Raw genomic sequence first — 20,336 nt, 5'->3', positions numbered from 1 at the left:
AGCCCCATTGGGGCTTTTTAAAAATACTAGAGTACATTAAATACTAAATTTTAACACCGTTGCGAGCGGCTTTATCTTTAATATATGTAGCCCAACCTTTAGCAAACCTACGTGTGCTTGGGTCGTCCATGGCTTTAGTAATAGCAGCATAAGCTTGCTTATACTTACCTTGGTAGTAAAACGCTTCAGCTAAATCTGAATAAATAGTGCCTTTTTTATCAGAGCCAAGCTCTAATGCTTTGTTCAAACGAACAACAGCAGCGCTGAATTTTTCAGATTGTAAAAGTAATGAACCTGCTTTGCGGTAGAGCTCAGCGTCGTCATCAAATTTAGCAGCTTCTTCGTAATACTTAGCAGCTTTCTCTATATCTTTCGAACGATGGTAGTTACTAGCAATCGCGCTAATATTTTGCTTAGTGCGTTTTACTTTCTCTTCTTTAACAGCCTTTTCAAGCGTTACTGCTGCTTTGTAAGGAATTTCGTTTAAAGAATAAAAGTTAGCTAGTACTTTGTATTCAACTTCGTTTTCGAAGTAACCATTCTTGTATGCAACTTCCATAGTTGCTAGACCTTTTTGGTAGTCTTCGGTTTGTAAATAATACTTACCTAAGCCTACCCAAGATTTTTTGTCTTCAGGCCATACACGAACAATTTCTTCTGCAACTTTAACCATATCTTGATATTGCTTTTTCTCAAAATAGGCAGCTAATTTAAGTTGATAAGGAGCTTTATTTGGCTCTTCAGCTAACTCAATTGCTTTGTTTGCCGGTTCAAGGACCTGATCAAATTGTTTAAGCTCATAGCTTGCTTGCGCAATACGAGTGTAAACTTTCGGGTCCTCTTCACCTGTGAAGTCCATCCAATCAGAATATGCTTGCTTGGCAGCACTGTATTGTTCAGTACCCGCATACATATCGCCCAAGGTTTTTAAACCTTGAGCCTGATCAGCAAAGTTCAATACATCCGGTGCAATCGCTGCTTTCATATACTTAATTGCAACTTTGTATTGCTCTTTTTGAGCGTACATGCTGCCTAAGTAACGATTAACAGTTGCTTTATCAAAGTCATTAGACGGATCTAACTCTTTCAATAACGCTATTGCACCATCAACATCATCTTCGTTATACAAATCGAACGCTTTAATTACTTTTTTACCAGTACGTTCGCCCATGATTTTAGTTTTTGCTTTCTTACGCTCTTCAATCTTTGCGTAATCTGGCGCCGCTAAAACAGGTGCAGTTAATGATGCACCTGACACAGACATAAGAATTGCAAGTGCAGTTACTTTAGAAAAATTTCTCATTACTCGCCTCCTTAGTTGCCTTGGTTAAGTTTAAAGTCTAGTTGAACTTGTAAACCAACTTGCTTTTGTGGTTTCCCGTCAATTATCTTAGGACGGTATTTCCACTTACGCAATGCACGTTTAGCTTCACGGTCAAAGATACGTTTTGGTTCTGCGTCGATAACTTCAACGTCAATCACGCCACCTAACTCATCAATTGTGAACGAAAGTTGAACCCAACCTTCTTTACCATCACGTGCTGCTTGTGTTGGATATTTTGGTTCAATACGAACGATAGGTGTCGCATCACCATCTCGTCCAAATGCACCTGGACCACTTAGTCCACCGGCCGTGCTTCCCACATCGATACTTGGCATATTAAACGACAAGCTCGTACTTGGGTTGCTATTTTCCGGCTGTGGCGGCTGCGGTTTAGGCGGCTGCTTTGGCGGTGGCGGAGGCGGAGGCGGTACACGCTTCCTCTCCTGCACCTTAGATTCAGGCGGATTCGTCATAATTTCGACTATGATCTGCTCTTTTTGTTCCGTATTACGGTCAGCCCCACCAGAGATGAGGTATGCCATGAAGTAGAACAAGCCGAAAGTAACTGCCCCACCTGCAATCAGTGAAAACAGAAAACGAATCATTACTGATCTCCAGCTATTGAAATTCTCAGGTTATCACCCGTCGCTTTAATCTGGTCCATCACTTTAACCACTGTGCCGTGTTTTGCTTCTTTATCAGCTTGCAAAATTACAACATCAGTAGGTTGTTCTGCTAATAAACTTTCGATTTTTGCTGAAACACGTTCAACATCAACTTGCTGTTTATCAATCCAGATTGCACCGTCACTGCGAATTGCAATAAAAATGTTAGCATTTTTTTGCTTCGTAGCTTGGGCAGCTTTTGGTTTATTGACCTCGATACCAGCCTCTTTAACGAACGATGTAGTTACGATAAAGAAAATAAGCATGATAAATACGATGTCAAGCATTGGCGTCATATCTACCGCTGCTTCTTCTTCTTCACGAAAACGTTGTTTACGTGCCATATTTAATTCTCTCTCTAGTGATGAGGCATACTATCTATAAGCTTGGCTTTCACCATTCTCGCTCTTGCCTCAAGGCGTGAGCTAAAGAATACCCCAGATAGTGCCGCAACCATTCCAGCCATTGTTGGGATTGTTGCCATTGATATGCCTGATGCCATTAAACGTGCATTACCTGTACCTTGGGTTGCCATGGTTTCAAAAACCGCGATCATACCCGTAACAGTACCAAGTAAGCCTATTAAAGGACATACAGCTACTAATGTTTTAATCAACAACATACGCTGATCTAATTTTTCAGACGCTTCAGAAATCCATGCTTCACGGATTCTGTGTGCGTACCAAGACGTAGTGTCTTGGCGGGCATCCCACTTGGCTACTATTTCCTTCGTTAAACGAGGAAATTCAGCAAGTAGGAACCAATAGCGCTCAATCATTAAAACCCACATAAGAAAGAGTGCTATCGCGACCACGTATAATACCTGGCCGCCTGTGCCAACAAAATCCCTGATAGATTCCCATATCTCCATCAGGACTAGCATTAGGCTTTCTCCTTCTCCGCGTGAGTCGCGATGATACCCGCGCTTTGCTCATCAAGGATATGTAATACCGACTTACTACGACTTGCAACAATAGAGTGAAGTAGGATAAGTGGTAGAGCTGCAATAAGACCTAGCGCTGTAGTTACAAGTGCTAGAGAGATGTTACCAGCCATGATCTTCGGATCGCCCGTACCGAACAATGTGATTGTTTGGAACGTTAGGATCATACCGATTACTGTACCTAGTAGACCTAGTAATGGTGCGATAGCAGCAAGGATCTTGATGATGTTAATACCCGCTTCGATGCGTGGCGTTTCACGTAGAATCGCTTCATCAAGTTTAAGCTCAAGGTTTTCAACATCTTGATTTTTGTTGTCAGAGTACACTTTAAGAATACGACCCAATGGGTTGTTTGTATTCGGTGTAGACAAGTTCTTAAGCTGAGCTTTGATCTTAGAAGTAGTAAGCGCTAAATCAACGAAACGTACTAAGAAGATTAAAAGACCTACAGCAAGCAATAAGGTGATGATGTAACCAACTTCAGCACCTTGCTCGTAGTACTCCATAAGAGACTTCTTCTGCGTGTTGATACGCAAAATTGCACCACGTGTAGGATCCACGTATACGCCAGCGTAGTTATCAGCTGAAGTACCTTCTAGATCAGAAATACCTTTTAAGATATAGCTGTCAGGTTGCTTACCTAGAGGCTGTATAGACTTAGTCTCTGGTGAGTAGATTAAGTAGCCATCGTCTGTAACTAAGTTGAAGTTACCGATACGTGTTACTTTTTTCATTGACGGGTTACCGTCAAGACCTGCAACTTCAGTTTCAAACGTTGAAACTTTAGCTGACTCAGTCATTTCTGTTTGAAGTGAAATCCAAAGTTCTTCTAACTCACGAACTGTTGGAAGTTCTTTAGCCGCAGCTAATGAACGAAGTACTTCAGCACGACCTGGTTTTTCAGCACTTACTAAAGATGCTTCGATTGAACCAATCGCGTCAGCTGCTGCACGACGAACAACACCAAACATTTCACCTAACGTACCTTGCGCGTTTTGAAGAGCTTGCTCTTTTTCCGCTAAAGTATTTTCGTTTTGTGCATATTCTTTGCTAAGACGATCACCACGTGCTTTTTCAGCAGCTAATTGGCTTTTCGCTTTGTTAAGTAACGCTTGCTTATCAGCACGATCTGATAAGAACTCTTGTTCACGTTGCTTATTGATTTTCCCTTCAGAAATACGCTCTTGCTTTACTTGCTCAAGAATTTTATCTAAAGCATCAGTATTTGCATGTGCATTAAGCGCGGTACCGGCAGAAACAGACAGTACTGCTGCAACAGCAAAACCTTTAAATAGTTTCTTCATTATTGATTACTCCGCGCCAAAAATTGGTAGTTTAACAAGTTCTAGTGTGGCTTGCTTACGCGCCATACGGATCACTTCTTTAACAGGTTTTAGGTATTCTTCACCTAATTCTTTCCACTGTTTAGTGTTGTTATCCCACACCCAAGCGTGTTTTAGATCGAATGATTGCGCAACATAAGTGATACGACCTAAACGACCAATATCTACGTTAATGCTACGACCATCAACATCTAAAGTACCTTGAGAAGCAGTTACAGCTGAACTGTATGCTGTTTCAACAGTGTACGCTTCAAGTACCTGACGGAACTTCTCAGACGTTGTTACAGATGCAGATGCCATGATCTCACGTAATCTTTCAACACGTCCAAGACGAGTTTCAAGGTTAAATGGAACGTCCGCTTTGATGAATTGCTCAAGCGTATCGATCATGCGATACATCAAAGGCACAACGTTTTGTTTAGTGTTATCGATAGTCGCGATTTGACGATCGAACGATGCGATAGACGCGTTTTGGTCTGCGACCAAACGTGCTACGTGATCGTTGTACACTTTCATAAGTTCAGTCTCATCAACGATGCTACGGTACTCAGCGATTAGCTCCTGAGTTTGACCATATACATTGTCAATTTTAGTTTGAGACTTAACCGCAGCCTTTTGAATTGTTTGACCTGCTTTTTGCACGTCATTCAAAGGATCTGCAATCACATTGCTGCTTGCAAATGCAAAAGCGCCAGCCAACGCAGTTGCTACAAGACTCTTTCTGATTTTAACAGACATAGTTCCCAACCAATTAAGTAATGTTACTTTTATAATTTAATTATCAACCCGTAAGGGGAAGACAACCCTGATATCTTTTAATAGATATCAACTTACCAATAATGCTAAATGCATTAAGTCATGTCAACTTCATGTTTCGCATAACCTATAAATAAATCAGCTTGTTTGTAAGATATTTAAAGGGCTCACACAAAAAAATTAACATTATCGTAACCAACGTGACAAATGCAATTTCAGCAAAGCCAGATATAGTAAGAATAATGATAAACCACCTAGTTAAAGTAAACAAAAATATAACATTTAAAATTAACTTAATCGTGGCTGAAAAAAAATTAAAAATAAGCTTATATTCTCTCCCGAATATTCTTTTTTAGTGGTTTTTGAGACTTTTTAAGCTAAAAATACAGCTAATCGTTATTATTCGCGCATTCGTCGCATAGTAATAAGGACGTGCCGATTATCTAAAAAGCAATACAAAGGAGGGGAAATAGATTACAAAGAATCATTTTTATTAACACCTGTGTTTTTTTGTTTCTACTGATCATTAATATCCTGCCGATTTTTTATATTTTTCCATGGAGAAATATCAATCTTACACACTTTTATGAACTCAATATCATTAAACTCATATCAAGCAGTAGACTAAATTTAAATCGCTAGGCGATCATTGGCCAACTACGGAGTTGCGCATAAAGGTTTACGTTTAATTTGGTATATCGGAGTTAAAAATATAAATAATGGATATCAGAAATGAAAGGCAATAAAGAGAGATTAAAAATAGAGTTGATAATTATAATTATGGTGAAACAGGTTAGTGTTTCACCACGATGAACTTAGGTTCACATAATAAATTATGCTACTTCTACGTTCTCAGCTTCAGGGCCTTTTTGACCTTGCTTGATGCTGAAAGTCACTGCTTGACCTTCGCTAAGAGTGCGAAAACCAGAACCAGCGATTGCGCTGAAATGTACAAACACGTCAGGACCATTTTCTTGTTCAATGAAACCAAAGCCTTTAGCTTCGTTGAAAAATTTTACTTTACCAGTAACCGACATACTAAATTTTCCTGTAAGTCAATAATTAAAATTCAGCCATATAATTATGGCAATATCCTCCCTGAGTCAATGCCCAAAAAACTGGAGGTGATAGTACAGGAAGAAGTAATAACCAAACCGGTAACCTTAAACGCAGCACAATACCGTAATTCAATACGCAAAAACTCAAAGCAAATTAAGATTAACACATTAAAATTTTTTTAGCTCTATTATTTAGGATTTATTTTTGAAGTTTCATTGTTTTACTAACTACGGTCTAACCTTTTAATTTTTATAGAAAATAACAAACAAAACATTGTATTTTTTATAAACAGATTACAATTGCTTTAAAATAGTTTTTATCAGTATATTTTTTAGCTACTTAAAATAAAAAACCACCTTGAATTTAAGGTGGTTTAGAGTTTAGTGTTTAAATATTAACTATTTAACTTGCCAGTCGATAACGCTCTCGGCTTTGATTGGTACTACTTCAGAGTCACCTAGCGAGTAGCTTGCCGGCACTGTCCAAGGCGATTTTTCTAAGGTAATAGTGTCGGTATTACGCGCTAAGCCATAAAAATCTGGACCAAAATGGCTTGCAAAGCCCTCTAACTTATCAAGCGCATCAGCCTCTTCAAAAGCTTCAGTATAAAGTTCAATAGCAGCATGTGCAGTGTAAGCACCTGCACAACCGCATGCAGCTTCTTTTTTATCTTTATAATGTGGCGCTGAATCAGTGCCTAAAAAGAATTTTTTATTGCCACTCGTTGCAGCCGCCATAAGTGCTTGCTGATGAATGTTTCGCTTTAATATAGGTAAGCAATAATAATGTGGGCGAATGCCCCCTGCTAACATATGGTTACGGTTATATAGTAAATGATGCGCAGTAATTGTAGCTGCTACGTTATCAGAGGCACTTTTTACAAACTCGACTGCATCTTTCGTTGTTATGTGCTCAAGAACAATTTTAAGCTCAGGGAAGTCAGCGACAACATCGCCTAGAATAGTCTCTAAAAACACTTTTTCACGGTCAAATATATCAATAGACGAGTCGGTTACTTCACCGTGGACGAGTAACAGCATGCCAACTTCTTGCATTGCTTTTAACACCGGATAAATATTTTTAACCGATGTTACGCCAGAATCTGAATTTGTGGTTGCACCCGCTGGGTACAATTTAGCTGCAAATATTTTACCCGTTGCTTTTGCCTTTTTTATCTCTTCTGGTGTCGTTTTATCAGTAAGATAAAGTACCATTAGTGGCTCAAACTGCCCTTGAGGTTTCGCTGCCATAATGCGCTCTCGGTACGATAATGCGGTTTCAGTACACGTGGCTGGCGGTACTAGGTTTGGCATAATGATCGCGCGGCCCATATAACGACTGATATCACGTACTGTATCTTTTAGCTGATCCCCGTCGCGTAAATGTACATGCCAATCATCGGGTCTAGTAATCGTTAAAGTTGTCATTTTGCTCGTCATCGTAAAATCCTAATGCTTAAGTTAACTGATCATAGGCATATGGGGTTTTCGAGTAAAGACCTTATTAAAAATAATCCTTAGATACTATATATAAAGTAAACTTTACACTTCACGCTTCTCATTTGTCGTTTTATTTTGTAGAAAGGTTAATATTAGGTTAACGTATGTACCTTTAATAATTATAAGGCCTACCTTCGTTGCCTATGTCGAACATTATCGATACTACTAAAGCGCTCGAAACTAAAACGGATCAATTGAGTATAATCAATCAGTTCTCCTCAAGTTTATTGCAACTGAATACGTTAGAAGCGCTCTTTAGTTATGTCACTACACAAGTTGTTAATCGACTTGGATTTGTCGACTGCGTGATTTATTTAGCCGATGACAGCCAATCTACGCTAAATCAAGTGGCGTCTATGGGTATTGAAAGCGAACACACTAGTTACCAGTCAGAACGAAAGTTAATCCGCTTTAATGAGGGGATAACGGGCTATGCTGCATCAACTGGGCAAGCGTTAATAATAGGCGATGTAACTAAAGACAGCCGCTACATTGCTGATGAGCGCCCTGCACAATCAGAGCTGTGTGTGCCTTTAATATATAAAGATAAAGTACTCGGCGTAATTGACTGTGAACACCCAATAAAAAATTACTTTACCAGTTCACATTTAGAAATTTTAACTACCGTTGCCCACTTACTAAGCGCAAAAATAAATCAAGTGAATACCGTCAACAGCTTGCAAGATACCGTTCGGCAACTTAATAATGCGCAAAAATTAGAAAGTAGCCTATTGCAAATAGCTAACTTAACCTATAAAGCACAAAATTTAGATACCTTTTTTAAATCGCTGCATGTGATTATTGATAGCCTTCTTAATGCAAGTAACTTTTTTATTGCTTTGTATGATAAAAAAGAAGATGTTCTAGATTTTGTCTATACCGTTGAAGGCGGTGTACAAACAAACACGCATAAAATTATTTCAAAAGATCAGTTAAAAGAAACAGCCTCTTACTATTTATTAATTAACGAGCGCCCTTTACTGCTTAATAAAGAGCAATACCGACACTATATAGAGCAAGGCCACTTTAAATTGGTCGGTGAACTAGCAGACTCTTGGCTTGGTGTGCCATATAAAGTTAATGAGCGCATGAGTGGCGTTATTGTCGTACAAAGCTATGACAAGCAACATTACTACAACGAACATGATAGCTCGCTGTTGACGTATGTGAGCCGACAAATAAGTATGGTTATAGACAGGCATTTAGCCCGCCAAGAACTCGAGCACAAAGCACTGCATGATGAACTAACAGGGCTTGCCAATCGTTCGTTACTAATAGAAAGAATGAAGCATGCAATTTTACGCTTGAATCGTGCAAAAAAAGGTACTTTTCATGCTCTGCTCTACCTTGATTTCGATCGCTTCAAAAGTATTAATGATTCGTTAGGCCATGAAGTAGGTGACTATTTTTTAATTGCTATTTGTAAATTGATTACTCAAACCATTCGCAATACTGATACCTTTTCTCGCTTAGGTGGCGATGAGTTTGCTATTTTTATGGAAAATCTCAGTCATCATGACCAAGTAAACGATGCCCTCGCTCGAATAAAAACCGCCCTGTCAGATCCCATTGATATTGATGGTCATTTACTGCAACCCTCTACCAGTATTGGCATTGCATTTAGCGATAATGTAAACGATGAAGCATTTGTTTTATTACAGCAATCAGACGCGGCTATGTACGAAGCAAAATCATCAGGGCGTGGCCAAGTTAAGTTTTTTAATAATGTCATGCGTAACAAGTTAAAAACACATGCCGACCTTGAAAATGATTTACAACACGGTATTGAGCATAATGAGTTTGAACTGTATTTTCAGCCTATTTTTAACATTACTAGCAGTGACGTTATGGGGTTTGAAGCTTTAGTACGTTGGCATCACCCACGAAAAGGGTTTGTATCGCCAGGTGACTTTATCCCCATTGCAGAAAAAACGGGGCAGATTATTAATTTAGATTTGCATTTGCTCGACCTTGCAGCACAGCATATCGCTTTATGGCAACAACAAGGGCATCGTTTTTTACGCGTTACGGTTAATGTTTCATCTCGCCACTTCGCAAGTTTAGAGTTTGTAGATCAGCTTCACGCGATCTACAAAAAACATCAACTACCTTTAGGCTCATTATGTCTAGAAATAACCGAATCGGGATTGATTGAAAACTTAGAGTTAGCAACACAAATTATTCAAGGATTGTCGCCTTTAAAAGTATTGCTCTGTTTAGATGACTTTGGCACCGGTTACTCTGCCCTTGGTTACTTGCATCAACTGCCTATTCATGTCCTTAAAATTGATAAAAGCTTTATCGATAATTTAAAAACCACGGCCAATCCATTGATTGATGCTATTTTAACCTTAGCCATTTCATTAGATCTTATTGTTATAGCAGAAGGGATAGAAAGCCCTGAACAACTCGCTATTTTGCAAAAAACCCAATGTGATTATGGCCAAGGCTTTTTAAAGTCTAAACCTGTTACAGCAAAAGAAGCTATTTTACTAATACATAGCCCTCTTTAATTAATAAGCCAGGGTTGCTGGCTTTTAAAAATCACAGTAATTTCTTACACGCTTTTGCCAGCCCATTAGCTGGCTGTTCTGTTGAATGCTATATGACTTATTTTGCCAACACTAACTCATGCGACGTCACTTTACAGCTTTTTACACTCTGCCTTATAACTACTTACTTAAGTAAGGGTCTATTTAACCAGTAGAAAACCTTATAATTAGTTTTATGTCACATTGTTCTCAGTAAAATCTTTAACGCCATTAGAGAATGCTTTAATACGTTATATTATTTAAAGACGTATACGAATTAGTATTAATGTGCGCCAATGAGTAGCGGCTAATCATTAAATCCCTGCATTCGCTGCTTTTTTCAATCGTGTATCCTTTGAATCCGAGTTGCGTTTACTGAGCTTTTGCCTGCCAAACCCTTCGCCGTAAATTTTAATTAACATTTTAACCTCGCTATGAAACATCTAAATAACCTGAACTTTGGTTAAGAGATTTACTAACGTATTGAATCAAAATTGATATTTATATTTATTTTCTCTAGCCAGAGATTTCCAGTGAAAACAAGGCGAAATTACGCGTCAATAGCGCGTCTATTGCAAGTAAATTCAACGTAGTTAGCGCTGTAAATAGCTGCTTGAGATAGATTTATTATCCAGAGTTCAGGTTAAATATTAATGTCGCGCTATAACCTACTTATTTTAGAGAGTTACATAACAATAAAGTTATCTGTTACCAGGACAAAAATCATTAATAAAAAACTCAAATAAACATGAGACAAATTCAACAACATATAAAAAATTAAACACTATTTGACTCGGCAAAGTTAAAAAACTTAATATTCGCAATAAAAAACACACTAAAGTGCAATTTTATAGCCGTCCAGACGTTGAAACGGTTTTTGTAAAGGCGTAGTATGTAATGAATCTGAGCTATACTCACCATATCTATGAGATTTATTAAAGATGATTGACATTAAACACTTAAAAACAATTGCTACCCTTAAGGAAACGGGCTCTCTCGTCAATACAGCCCGCGAACTATTTTTAACTCAGTCAGCTTTATCACATCAAATCAAAGATTTAGAAAACAAATTAGACTGCCAGTTGTTTGAGCGTAAAACTCAACCAGTCCGATTTACACCTCAAGGTATGTTATTACTTGAATTAGCACACGACATATTACCTAAATTAGAAGCCACCAAGTGCCGACTCAAAGAAAGTCTAAATCAGCCTATTTCGCAGCTGCGTTTAAGCGTTGAATGTCATGCCTGTTTTCATTGGTTATTGCCTACCATTAAAGAATTTAATAACTTTTGGCCTGATATAAAAATTGATTACGAGCGTGGCTTTAGTTACGACGCTATCCCAGACTTATTAAATGATGAATTAGATCTCGTGCTTACATCAGATATTCGCGACCCTGACAAACTTGAATACGCCCATTTGTTTGACTTTAAGCTGAAACTGATTGTGGCACCAGATCACGACTTAGCGAAAAAAGCCTATGTAACTGCGCTTGATTTGAAAAGCGAAACTATTATTTCTTACCCTATTCCGCGTGAGCGCCAGGATATATTTAAGCATTTCATCCAAAATGCGCGTTTTGACGGCACGCTAAAAACGGTTGATCAAGGTTTACTTATATTTCAATTAGTTAGTGCAGGTATGGGTGTGGCCGCCTTACCCGATTGGTTAGTAACCCCGTATGAAAGCCAAGGGTTAATTAAGTCAATTCCACTGGGCGCGCTTGGTTTAACTCGTCCTATGTACTTAGCGATGAAAAAAGATATGAAAGATAATCCAGTTTATCGTCACTTTTTAAACACCTGTAAATTAAATAACGGTCGATAAACCTTAAACTTATGAGTAACATGCTAATAAATATACTTAACCATGTTGCTCATTATGTTTGAACTAAAAAAAATACTAGGCGGCTTGCTCATGCCGTTACCTTTGTTGGGTTTAGTAAGCCTAATATTACTTATTTTTGCGCTCAAACAGCGAAAGGTCGCAATCGCTTTATCTTTAATGAGCCTTGTAACTTTGCTACTTGCCAGCACCCCTTTGGTGGCCAACTTACTGATTAAAAATAGCCAACCAACCTCATTTGCATTTAATTATCTTAAACACCCCAATATAGATAAAATTGTGGTGCTTGGCTGTGACATAAACCCCAACCCTGCATTGAGTGCTAACAGCCAGTTAGGTAATTGTGCGTTAACTCGTTTGGTGGAAGGAATTAGACTTGCTAACATTTATCCCCATGCGCAGCTAATTGTTTCAGGTGGGGGGTATGAAAAAGTCACCAACAGCGCGTTAATGTATAAAACCGCAATTAGCTTAGGTATTAATAAAAATCGTATTGTGCAAAATCCAAACGCAATGGATACCGCCCAAGAGGCAAAACTTTTAGCCTCAAAACTCGTTGATTACAAGGTCGCTTTAGTCACCTCAGTAAGCCATATGCCCAGAGCAAAAAATTTATTTAATGCGCAAGGCATTAACGTTATCCCTGCCGCAACCGATTACCACAACTTTGCCGCTTTCCCTTGGTATAAACAACTCATACCCAATGCAAAAGCACTACTAGTAGTCACCCAGTATGCTCATGAAGTTATTGGCAATGCGTGGATAAATGTACGCCGTACAATTAACCCTGAAGCACTTTAATTAAGTTAACGCTTATTACGCTGGGTAAATTCCCCCTAAAACCGCAATTATTTGCTTTTTACACAGGGGGTTATGAAAAAATCAAACTGAATATTCGTTTATAGTAGCGTTGGGTGTTTTGTTATTTTTAGAGGGTTTTAACCTCAGCTGTTTTATTCCAAAGCCGGTACAGTGTCACTAAAAATACGCAAAGAAATAGCAGACTTAGTGCTGTTAAATTCTCAACACCTAAAGCATCAAAAGTAGCACCGAAAATGTAGCCTCCATCGACTAAAACAATAACCCATAGCAGTGTAGAGCATCCATTTAACACACTAAAACGGCGCCAACTAATTGCTGTAAGCCCTACGGGAAGGGCACCAATCGTGCGTAATTCTTTAGGATAACTATATAAAAAAATGTAGGCTGTGCCATGGCGTTCAGCAAGCTCACTGGCTGTTTTAAATAATCGACCAAGGCGGCCTAGTTTTTCAAGCCATGCCGCGCCATACGCTCTTGCTAGAGCAAAACGTAATTCATCGCCCAAGTAGCCACCCATAAAAGTAGCCAAAGCAACAAAACCAACATATAGTGCGCCAGTATGTGCAGCATAGCCTGCGAACAAAGGTAGCCAACCACTTTTTAACGCACAATAACCAAAAAGTAACAGATAAACCAACAACCCGTACTGCTCAATTAAAGCTAATACCCATTTCATTCCTTTAAAGTAACTACCTTAGTAGCAAGCAAAGTAACATTGTAATTTAAACGAGGTAAGTACAGCGAAAGATCTGTGTTTTTTGCAATATAAGAATGGATGTAATTATGATTTTAAGCGTAGGTTTATATCTATTACGTTTATTCAATTTTTGGGATGCATAAAACCAAAAATAATTAACTCACAAAAAGATAAAAGGGTATGCGGGTATATAAAAAATCAACATACTGGCTTATTATAGTTTGCTAAATTAGCTATTTAGAACACTAGATTTAAATAACCTACCCGAAATACGTTACAAGTAGGTTATTTATAAAATTACTTTTAAGCTAGGTGTTTACACAGGATTGTCTATGTCAATAAATGTCACGTCAAAACCATGTTGCTTAGCAAGATATTCGCCTAATGCTTTTATGCCGTAGCGCTCGGTGGCGTGATGACCTGCGGCAAAAAAGTCGATATTTTGCTCGCGTGAGCTGTGTATGGTTTGCTCTGATGCCTCACCGGTTATGTAAGCATCAATACCATGCTCGGCTGCTAAGTCGATATACCCTTGCCCGCCACCAGTACACAAAGCGATGGTTTCAATTTTATCAGTACGTACTAAACTCGTTAGTGGCTCGCGCTTAAGCACTTGGCTTATTTTTTTAGCAAATTCACTGCCCGTTAGCGGCGTTTTTAAACGCCCTCTCATCGCTACACTGTTGTTAGTTGGCTCAAGGCCTGCTTCAATTTCAATATCGAGCAATTGCGCCAGCTGTGCGTTATTACCCATTTCAGGGTGAATATCTAACGGCAAATGATAGGCAAATAAATTGATGTCGTTAGCTAAAAGTGCAGCCACACGACGTTTTTTCATGCCAGTGATAGGTTGTGACTCGCCTTTCCAAAAATAGCCATGGTGTACCAAAATGGCATCGGCATTATTTTCAATCGCGGCATCAATAAGTGCTTGGCTTGCCGTTACACCCGTTACTATGGTACGTATCTCATCTTTACCTTCTACCTGAAGCCCGTTTGGACAAAAATCGTTAATGGTTTCTGGCTTTAATAGGGTGTTTAATAATTGATTAAATTCTCTACGTTGCATACTACTTACCTTACTTTGCACTGAATTTTGTACAAATTTTGGCGGTTATGCGCTAAAAATGAAAGGAAAATCGCAAAAAATTGAAAAACAGTTCTAAAATAGGTATAAATACCTCTTCTTTATCTGTGTAAACAACGTATTGGGTCTCTGATGAGCAAACTAGACAAAACAGAAGTGTTATCTGCCTTTGAAGCTGCATATGAAGCTGCCAACGGTAAAAAACCTGAAATAACAACTAAACCTGGCTGGTATAGCATTGATGGCGGCAAGAACATGCGCCTAGCTGATGTAGCAGAGCTGACTAAAGAATTAAGCTCTGGTAAGTCTACAAAAAAAGCTGCAGTAAAAGCACCTGCTAAAAAAACTAAAAAAGCTGCTCCTGTAAAAGCACAGAAAAAAGCGCCTTTCACCGTGATCACACAAAACGAAGAAGGCTACACAGCAGAAGAGCTTTGGATAGTTGAGCTTGCTCGCAAAGATCACGATTGCCGCCTACCTCGCGGTGTTGTTTGATCAGCTGAGTGTTTGTATAAAAGAAACCGCGTTAAGCGGTTTTTTTATATTTATTATCCATCAAGTATTGAATAAACTACCTCGCAACAAAGCCAGACAAAACTATAAATACAGTTCCTGCCAGTACTGGCATTATTAAAAAATCCCAACTTTGGCCAGACTCAATAATTAAGATAGGGTTGCGCCGGCAACAGGGTGAATAGTTTTTGTGATTATCATTAATGTTATAGCAATACCCAAAGCCAGCCCAACCATAATCGCACTATCAGCTAAAAACAACCCCAATCATTGCGGTCAGCATATGTCCCCCTATTACTTTTTTGGCATAGCTAACGGGCTCTGCGGTACACCAAAAACAAGTACAGCTGTTGCGCCGAATGGCGCCATTAACCAAATACCGTAATCACCCATATAATTTAGCCACGCCAAAAACCCCAAAACAAAAGTAGAAAAAACACCTGCGATTAATACCGACTTTATTTGCTCACTATGCATATTACCTGCTCAAATTTGGAATATCATGGATAAACAACAACAAATAATCAGTACGGCACTGAGTCTTTTTTATAAAAAGGGTATACACGCTGTTGGTATTAATGAAATTTTAGCTGTATCGGGCATTGCAGAAAAAACCTTATATAAGCACTTTGAAAGCAAAGACGCGCTTATTTGTGCTTGTTTAGTCGCACGTGACATCTGCTTTAACGCTTGGCTTAAAAAATATGTATACAACCTAGTGCTATGTTAGTCGCGCAAGCAATTTTTGCCGGACTGAAAAAGTGGATTAATAATGAGGTTTCAGAGTTAGGGTGTTTTAATGGCTGTTTTTTTATTGATACTGCAGCTGAGTACCCTGTAGAGAACGACCCTATTGCCAAACTTTGTAAACAGCACAAGCAAGCGAACTTTGAGATCATACTATCAGCTCTTTTAGAAACACCTGAATTTGCTCACAATAGAGAAAAAGCAATTGAAGCCACGCAACACTTACTTATTCTAAAGGAAGATTATATATGTAGAGCGAGGGTGATGCATGATGTAACAGTGACTCCACCTAGTGATAATATTTTAAAAGCGATAGTAGCGGTTAGTTAAATAGGTAAATACAGTATTAAAAAAGCGGCTAAATAGCCGCTTATTAACTAAAAAATAGCTGCATTATTCAAAAAATAATGGTTCACGCTGTTTTTTGCCTACTTCGTTCATGGTGGCTGCGTTGAACAAACGACCGTTGATCATGGTGTAATCAATTTTGTCTGAATCACGAATGTTTTTCAGTGGGTCGCCATCAATAACCATTAAATCTGCCAGTTTACCGACCTCTAATGAACCCACATTTTTATCTAGGCCTAAATATTTTGCCGGATCGAGTGTCGATGCTCTAATTGCTTCCAGTGGCGTCATGCCGCCTTGGGCAAACATCCACATTTCCCAATGCGCACCTAACCCCTCACGTTGGCCATGCGCACCCAAATTAACAAGTACACCTAAATCTTGTAACTCAGCCGCTACGCGAGCATTGTTGAAGTGATTATAGTGATGATCGGGTGCTTTAACTCGGCGCATTGAGCGCGGTAATAATTGGTTTTTAGGCACAAATTTACTTAAACGTGGATGATTCCATACGTCCGTTTTATCATACCAGTAGTTTTCACCCCAAATACCGCCATAGGCAACCACCAATGTAGGTGTGTAACCTACATCACTTTGTGACCATAGCTGCTTAATATCGTCATAAATATGTTCAACAGGAATTGAATGTTCAATACCTGTATGACCATCGATTACCATGCTCAAGTTATGTTGTAATAATGACCCCCCTTCAGGGACTACCATCATTTCAAGCATTCGCCCTGCTTCTATAACTTGCTGACGCTGCTCTCTGCGCGGTTGGTTATAAGATTTAACACTAAACGCACCCACTTTTTTAAGACGCTCTAAATGAAATTTAGCATCATCTAATGAGTCAATATGCGAGGTATACCCAGGCATATTCGCACCGTATAAAATAGTACCAGTAGAGAAAATACGCGGACCAACGATCATCCCCGCTTTTTGCATTTCACTCGCGGTAAATATTTCAGTGGTATCGTTTGATGGGTCGTGAATAGTAGTAACACCCAGCGCAAGACCTGCTAAGTTTTTCCAATTTTGCTGCGGGATAATTTCATCACTGGCTTGTGAGCCATGAGCATGGGCATCTACAATGCCTGGCATAATTGTTTTACCTGTTACATCAATGACCTTTGCTCCCTTAGGAATGCTCACATCAGCAGCAGTGCCAATGGCTTTGATATGTTTGCCATCGGTAACAATAACGCCATTTTCAATGACCTTTTCACCCTCCATGGTAATAATTTTAGCGCCAGTTAATGCAATCATGCCCTGCGGTTCAGCCATTTTTTTACTAAAGCCGATGTTAGTACCGCTTTTTACTTTAACGTCTTTATCATCCGCTTTATTAATCGCAAACATCCCCTCTAAACTGGCATGGTAAAGCTCAGGCCCCAGTGTCCAATACAGTTTATTGCTGTTTGCACTCCAGCTAATGTTTTCACCGGCGCGTACAGATAGCTGCTCAATTGGAAATTGACTGTCTTTGGGCCCAATATTTATCGTTTTGCCGCGCTCTACAAATGGAGTAACAAATACTTTAAAGCGCTCAGCAAAAGCTAAATACTCACCATCAGGAGAGACTCTAAATTCAGTGGCGTGCTCTGATTCATACAGTTTACGTACTTTTTTACTTTCAAGCTCTACCACACTTAATGTCGGCTTAGGCCATGGGCTCATAATATAAACACGATCGTTGGCACTGCCAAACTGAGGTTGATAGCCACTTTTAGAAATGAGCTCACTTTTTCCGCCTTTAGCACTAACACTGTATACCCCAGGATGCAGTGACCAGTTAGGGTTTAAAATGTTGCCGCCGCTGGCTTTACGATACACCACGGTTTTGCCGTCTGGACTAAATGTTGGCTCTACGTATTTTCCCGGCTCTTGTGTAATAGTGTCGCCACGACCACTGCGTGCAGAGACGACACGCACGGTGCCTTGTTCGTTATCATCCCACGTGGTGTAGACAATGTTTTTGCCATCACGAGAATACTGCGGGAATAACTCATAATGATCGGTTTGCTTAGTTAAGCGCTTTATTTTTCCTGATTCTAAGTCGCGCATGTAAATATAGCCCAATGCTTCAAAAAGTGCGGTTTCACCGTCAGGGCTAATTTGCACATTACGCAGCATTTTTACATCAAACTCATCAGTGTCGATATTTTGAGTAAAACGCACTGCTTTTTGAATTTTTTTCGTAGTGTCTACTTTAAATGCAATATCGCTGACTGATTTATTATCTACATTAAGTTTATGAAGGGTGCCACCAGCCCAAAATACCAGCTCTTCGTTATCTGGGGTCCACGCAATAGTCGGATATACGCCATGAATCGCCCACGTTTCTTGCATATCGCGCTCTAGCTTATCGTATAGCTTAGTATGCTCACCACTGGTTAAATCATATAAGTACAGGCTGGTTTGAAAGTCATCACGCTTTATGTACGCTAGTTTTTTACCATCTGGCGACGGCGTCGGTCTTATTGCCCCGCCCATGCCACTTATAATGGTTTCTATGTCGCCTGTTTCACGGTCATAACGTTTAATTTTATAAATACCGGCAACAGAGTCTTTTGAATAATGAAAAGTTTTACCTGGGGTTGCATCGTGAGAAAAATAAACATACCGACCATCCGGTGAAAACATGGGTTCACCTAAGTCTTTTTGATCGTTTTCACGTTTAGTCAGTTGCACCCCTTTACCGCCGGCTTTGTGATAAAGCCAAACTTCACCCGCACCTAGCGAGCGACTGGCAGTAAAATGCTTACGTGCAACTAAATAATCACCATCAGGGCTCCACGCAGGGCTATTGAGTAATCTAAATGTTTCGTCAGTGACGGCGGTTTGGTTTTCGCCGTTAACATCCATTATCCAAATATTGTCACCACCGCCTTGATCTGATGTAAAAGCAATGTGCTTGCCATCTGGGCTAAAGCGCGGCTGCATTTGCCATGCAATGTCTGAGGTTATTTTAGTCGCTTTACCACCACTCATTGGCATGGTGTAAATATCGCCCAGTAAATCAAATACTAAGGTTTCTCCGTCAGGACTTATATCGACATTCATCCATGTGCCTTGCTCTACACTAATAGATGCATCAACAAATTGCCCTTTTGGTGAATCAACTTGCCATTTTTTTTCATCCGTTTGCTCTGCGTGTGCGTGGCCTAATGCCAATGAAACTGATAACGCGAGTGCTGTTTGCAGCATTTTTTTCATGCTTATCTCACTTATTATTATTGCTGTGTGTTGATCTATTACATGATTGCAACAAAAACGCCAGCAAGTTACCAGCGTAATAGGATGAAGTGCATAAAATCAGTGCCAAACAATAGGATCAAATTGATAAAAATCCACTAGCAAATGGTAAATTTCAGGGTCTTCACGGCGTAAATCGGCAGGCTTTTCTAAAAATGTTTCGGTGATCACCGCAAAAAACTCAGCCTCATTGGTGGCTCCATAGCTATGTATTACATGCGGCATACTATAAGCAACATGGGTTTTTAACTGCGAAAACGCTCGGCTAAATACTCTGCCCCATTGTTGGTATTTTGCCTGTGATGCAAGTAGTGGCGTGCCGGTGGTTTTACCGGTTTCTTGATCAAGTTGATGTGCAAATTCATGAAACACTAAGTTATGCCCATCACTGGGTAAGCGGTTGCCCTCAAGCACATCATGCCAGCTAAGCACCAATGTTCCCCCCGGCCACGATTCACCTTGCCTTACTGTATTATGAAAACTGACAAGGCCTGCGTTATCGCGGCTTGATTGGGGCGCGTAATACGCGCTGGGGTAGAGTAAAATTTCTTTTACGTTTTTATACAAAGGCCAAGGCTTGTTAAGCACAAGCAAGCAGGCATCGGCGGCAATAATGAGTTTCATTGCCTCCGTTAGTTGCAACCCATCGCAGCCAACAAAACGCTTTTCATTTAAAAACCACACAATATGGGATGCTAACTTTGCTCGCTCTGCATCGGTCATTTTGTTGTATATGGGCATAGCACGCAGTAACAACGTATGTTGTTGCTCGCTTAATAATAAACCACTGTATTTACGGTGCCACACGGCATTTTGAATATCAGGCCAGCGCCAAAATATTATAATAAATACAATTAAAACAAAAATTAATAGCCCATTTATCATTGGGTCGTCCTA

Annotated in this window: 18 protein-coding genes and 1 pseudogene; 6 read left to right on the top strand and 13 right to left on the bottom strand. The window is 39.5% G+C overall.

Annotated elements, in window-relative coordinates; translation table 11 throughout:
* Window positions 1-43: 43 nt before the first annotated feature.
* The 8 genes from LOC50_RS05230 to pyrC all read right to left on the bottom strand — a co-directional run bounded on the left by LOC50_RS05230 (window position 44) and on the right by pyrC (window position 7,529).
* Window positions 44-1,303 (bottom strand): tetratricopeptide repeat protein, encoded by a 1,260-nt coding sequence (locus LOC50_RS05230; RefSeq protein WP_069439632.1) that lies wholly within the window; start codon window positions 1,301-1,303, stop codon window positions 44-46.
* A gap of 11 nt (window positions 1,304-1,314) precedes the next feature.
* Complete coding sequence (locus LOC50_RS05225) at window positions 1,315-1,929, bottom strand: energy transducer TonB (RefSeq protein WP_036982309.1); 615 nt, start codon at window positions 1,927-1,929, stop codon at window positions 1,315-1,317.
* Window positions 1,929-2,333, bottom strand: a complete 405-nt coding sequence (locus LOC50_RS05220; protein WP_006792384.1) for an ExbD/TolR family protein — start codon at window positions 2,331-2,333, stop codon at window positions 1,929-1,931. The genes LOC50_RS05225 and LOC50_RS05220 overlap by 1 nt, the downstream gene beginning before the upstream one ends.
* Window positions 2,334-2,347: 14 nt before the next feature.
* Window positions 2,348-2,872 (bottom strand): MotA/TolQ/ExbB proton channel family protein, encoded by a 525-nt coding sequence (locus LOC50_RS05215; RefSeq protein ID WP_036982306.1) that lies wholly within the window; start codon window positions 2,870-2,872, stop codon window positions 2,348-2,350.
* The gene (locus tag LOC50_RS05210; RefSeq protein ID WP_248532063.1) at window positions 2,872-4,236 is read right to left on the bottom strand and encodes a MotA/TolQ/ExbB proton channel family protein; all 1,365 of its coding nucleotides are present in this window, start codon (window positions 4,234-4,236) and stop codon (window positions 2,872-2,874) included. Before LOC50_RS05210 ends, LOC50_RS05215 begins: the two co-directional genes overlap by 1 nt.
* A gap of 6 nt (window positions 4,237-4,242) precedes the next feature.
* A complete protein-coding gene (locus tag LOC50_RS05205) occupies window positions 4,243-5,013 on the bottom strand; it encodes a DUF3450 domain-containing protein (protein ID WP_250653740.1) in 771 nt (256 codons plus the stop codon).
* An 851-nt stretch (window positions 5,014-5,864) separates the two neighbouring features.
* Window positions 5,865-6,068: a cold-shock protein gene (locus LOC50_RS05200; RefSeq protein WP_036982297.1), complete on the bottom strand. Its 204-nt coding sequence runs from the start codon at window positions 6,066-6,068 to the stop codon at window positions 5,865-5,867.
* 420 nt (window positions 6,069-6,488) lie between these two features.
* Window positions 6,489-7,529 (bottom strand): dihydroorotase, encoded by a 1,041-nt coding sequence (gene pyrC / locus LOC50_RS05195; protein ID WP_250653739.1) that lies wholly within the window; start codon window positions 7,527-7,529, stop codon window positions 6,489-6,491.
* A 203-nt stretch (window positions 7,530-7,732) separates the two neighbouring features.
* On the opposite strand from pyrC, the gene LOC50_RS05190 reads away from it, so the two are divergent.
* The 3 genes from LOC50_RS05190 (at window position 7,733) to LOC50_RS05180 (ending at window position 12,768) form a co-directional block, all read left to right on the top strand.
* Entirely contained in the window at window positions 7,733-10,102 is a 2,370-nt protein-coding gene (locus LOC50_RS05190) for a bifunctional diguanylate cyclase/phosphodiesterase (RefSeq protein ID WP_250653738.1), read from the top strand.
* A gap of 959 nt (window positions 10,103-11,061) precedes the next feature.
* On the top strand, window positions 11,062-11,949 hold the full coding sequence (locus LOC50_RS05185) for a LysR family transcriptional regulator (RefSeq protein WP_036982291.1): 888 nt from the start codon (window positions 11,062-11,064) through the stop codon (window positions 11,947-11,949).
* Between the two features lie 54 nt (window positions 11,950-12,003).
* A complete protein-coding gene (locus LOC50_RS05180) occupies window positions 12,004-12,768 on the top strand; it encodes a YdcF family protein (protein WP_250653737.1) in 765 nt (254 codons plus the stop codon).
* Window positions 12,769-12,895: 127 nt separating this feature from the next.
* On the opposite strand, the gene LOC50_RS05175 is transcribed toward LOC50_RS05180, so the two are convergent.
* Both LOC50_RS05175 and LOC50_RS05170 read right to left on the bottom strand, forming a co-directional pair.
* Entirely contained in the window at window positions 12,896-13,465 is a 570-nt protein-coding gene (locus LOC50_RS05175) for a DedA family protein (RefSeq protein WP_250653736.1), read from the bottom strand.
* A 337-nt stretch (window positions 13,466-13,802) separates the two neighbouring features.
* Window positions 13,803-14,555: a Nif3-like dinuclear metal center hexameric protein gene (locus LOC50_RS05170; RefSeq protein WP_036982289.1), complete on the bottom strand. Its 753-nt coding sequence runs from the start codon at window positions 14,553-14,555 to the stop codon at window positions 13,803-13,805.
* 150 nt (window positions 14,556-14,705) lie between these two features.
* Here LOC50_RS05170 and LOC50_RS05165 point away from each other — a divergent pair, with 150 nt between their 5' ends.
* A complete protein-coding gene (locus tag LOC50_RS05165; protein ID WP_008114254.1) occupies window positions 14,706-15,068 on the top strand; it encodes a hypothetical protein in 363 nt (120 codons plus the stop codon).
* A gap of 168 nt (window positions 15,069-15,236) precedes the next feature.
* Here the strand turns inward: LOC50_RS05165 and LOC50_RS17430 are convergent.
* A pseudogene (locus LOC50_RS17430) lies at window positions 15,237-15,563 on the bottom strand (HPP family protein).
* Between the two features lie 25 nt (window positions 15,564-15,588).
* Here LOC50_RS17430 and LOC50_RS05155 point away from each other — a divergent pair.
* Complete coding sequence (locus LOC50_RS05155) at window positions 15,589-15,816, top strand: TetR/AcrR family transcriptional regulator (RefSeq protein WP_250653734.1); 228 nt, start codon at window positions 15,589-15,591, stop codon at window positions 15,814-15,816.
* Window positions 15,810-16,163 (top strand): hypothetical protein, encoded by a 354-nt coding sequence (locus LOC50_RS05150; RefSeq protein ID WP_250653733.1) that lies wholly within the window; start codon window positions 15,810-15,812, stop codon window positions 16,161-16,163. The genes LOC50_RS05155 and LOC50_RS05150 overlap by 7 nt, the downstream gene beginning before the upstream one ends.
* Window positions 16,164-16,226: 63 nt before the next feature.
* On the opposite strand, the gene LOC50_RS05145 is transcribed toward LOC50_RS05150, so the two are convergent.
* Window positions 16,227-19,400: an amidohydrolase family protein gene (locus LOC50_RS05145; protein ID WP_250653732.1), complete on the bottom strand. Its 3,174-nt coding sequence runs from the start codon at window positions 19,398-19,400 to the stop codon at window positions 16,227-16,229.
* Between the two features lie 99 nt (window positions 19,401-19,499).
* Window positions 19,500-20,324, bottom strand: coding sequence for a M90 family metallopeptidase (locus LOC50_RS05140; protein WP_250653731.1), 825 nt, complete (start codon window positions 20,322-20,324; stop codon window positions 19,500-19,502).
* Window positions 20,325-20,336 lie beyond the last annotated feature (12 nt).

It is taken from the genome of Pseudoalteromonas sp. SCSIO 43095 (assembly GCF_023650455.1).
GTDB lineage: Bacteria > Pseudomonadota > Gammaproteobacteria > Enterobacterales > Alteromonadaceae > Pseudoalteromonas > Pseudoalteromonas tetraodonis.
This window is presented reverse-complemented; position numbering and strand designations above follow the sequence as displayed.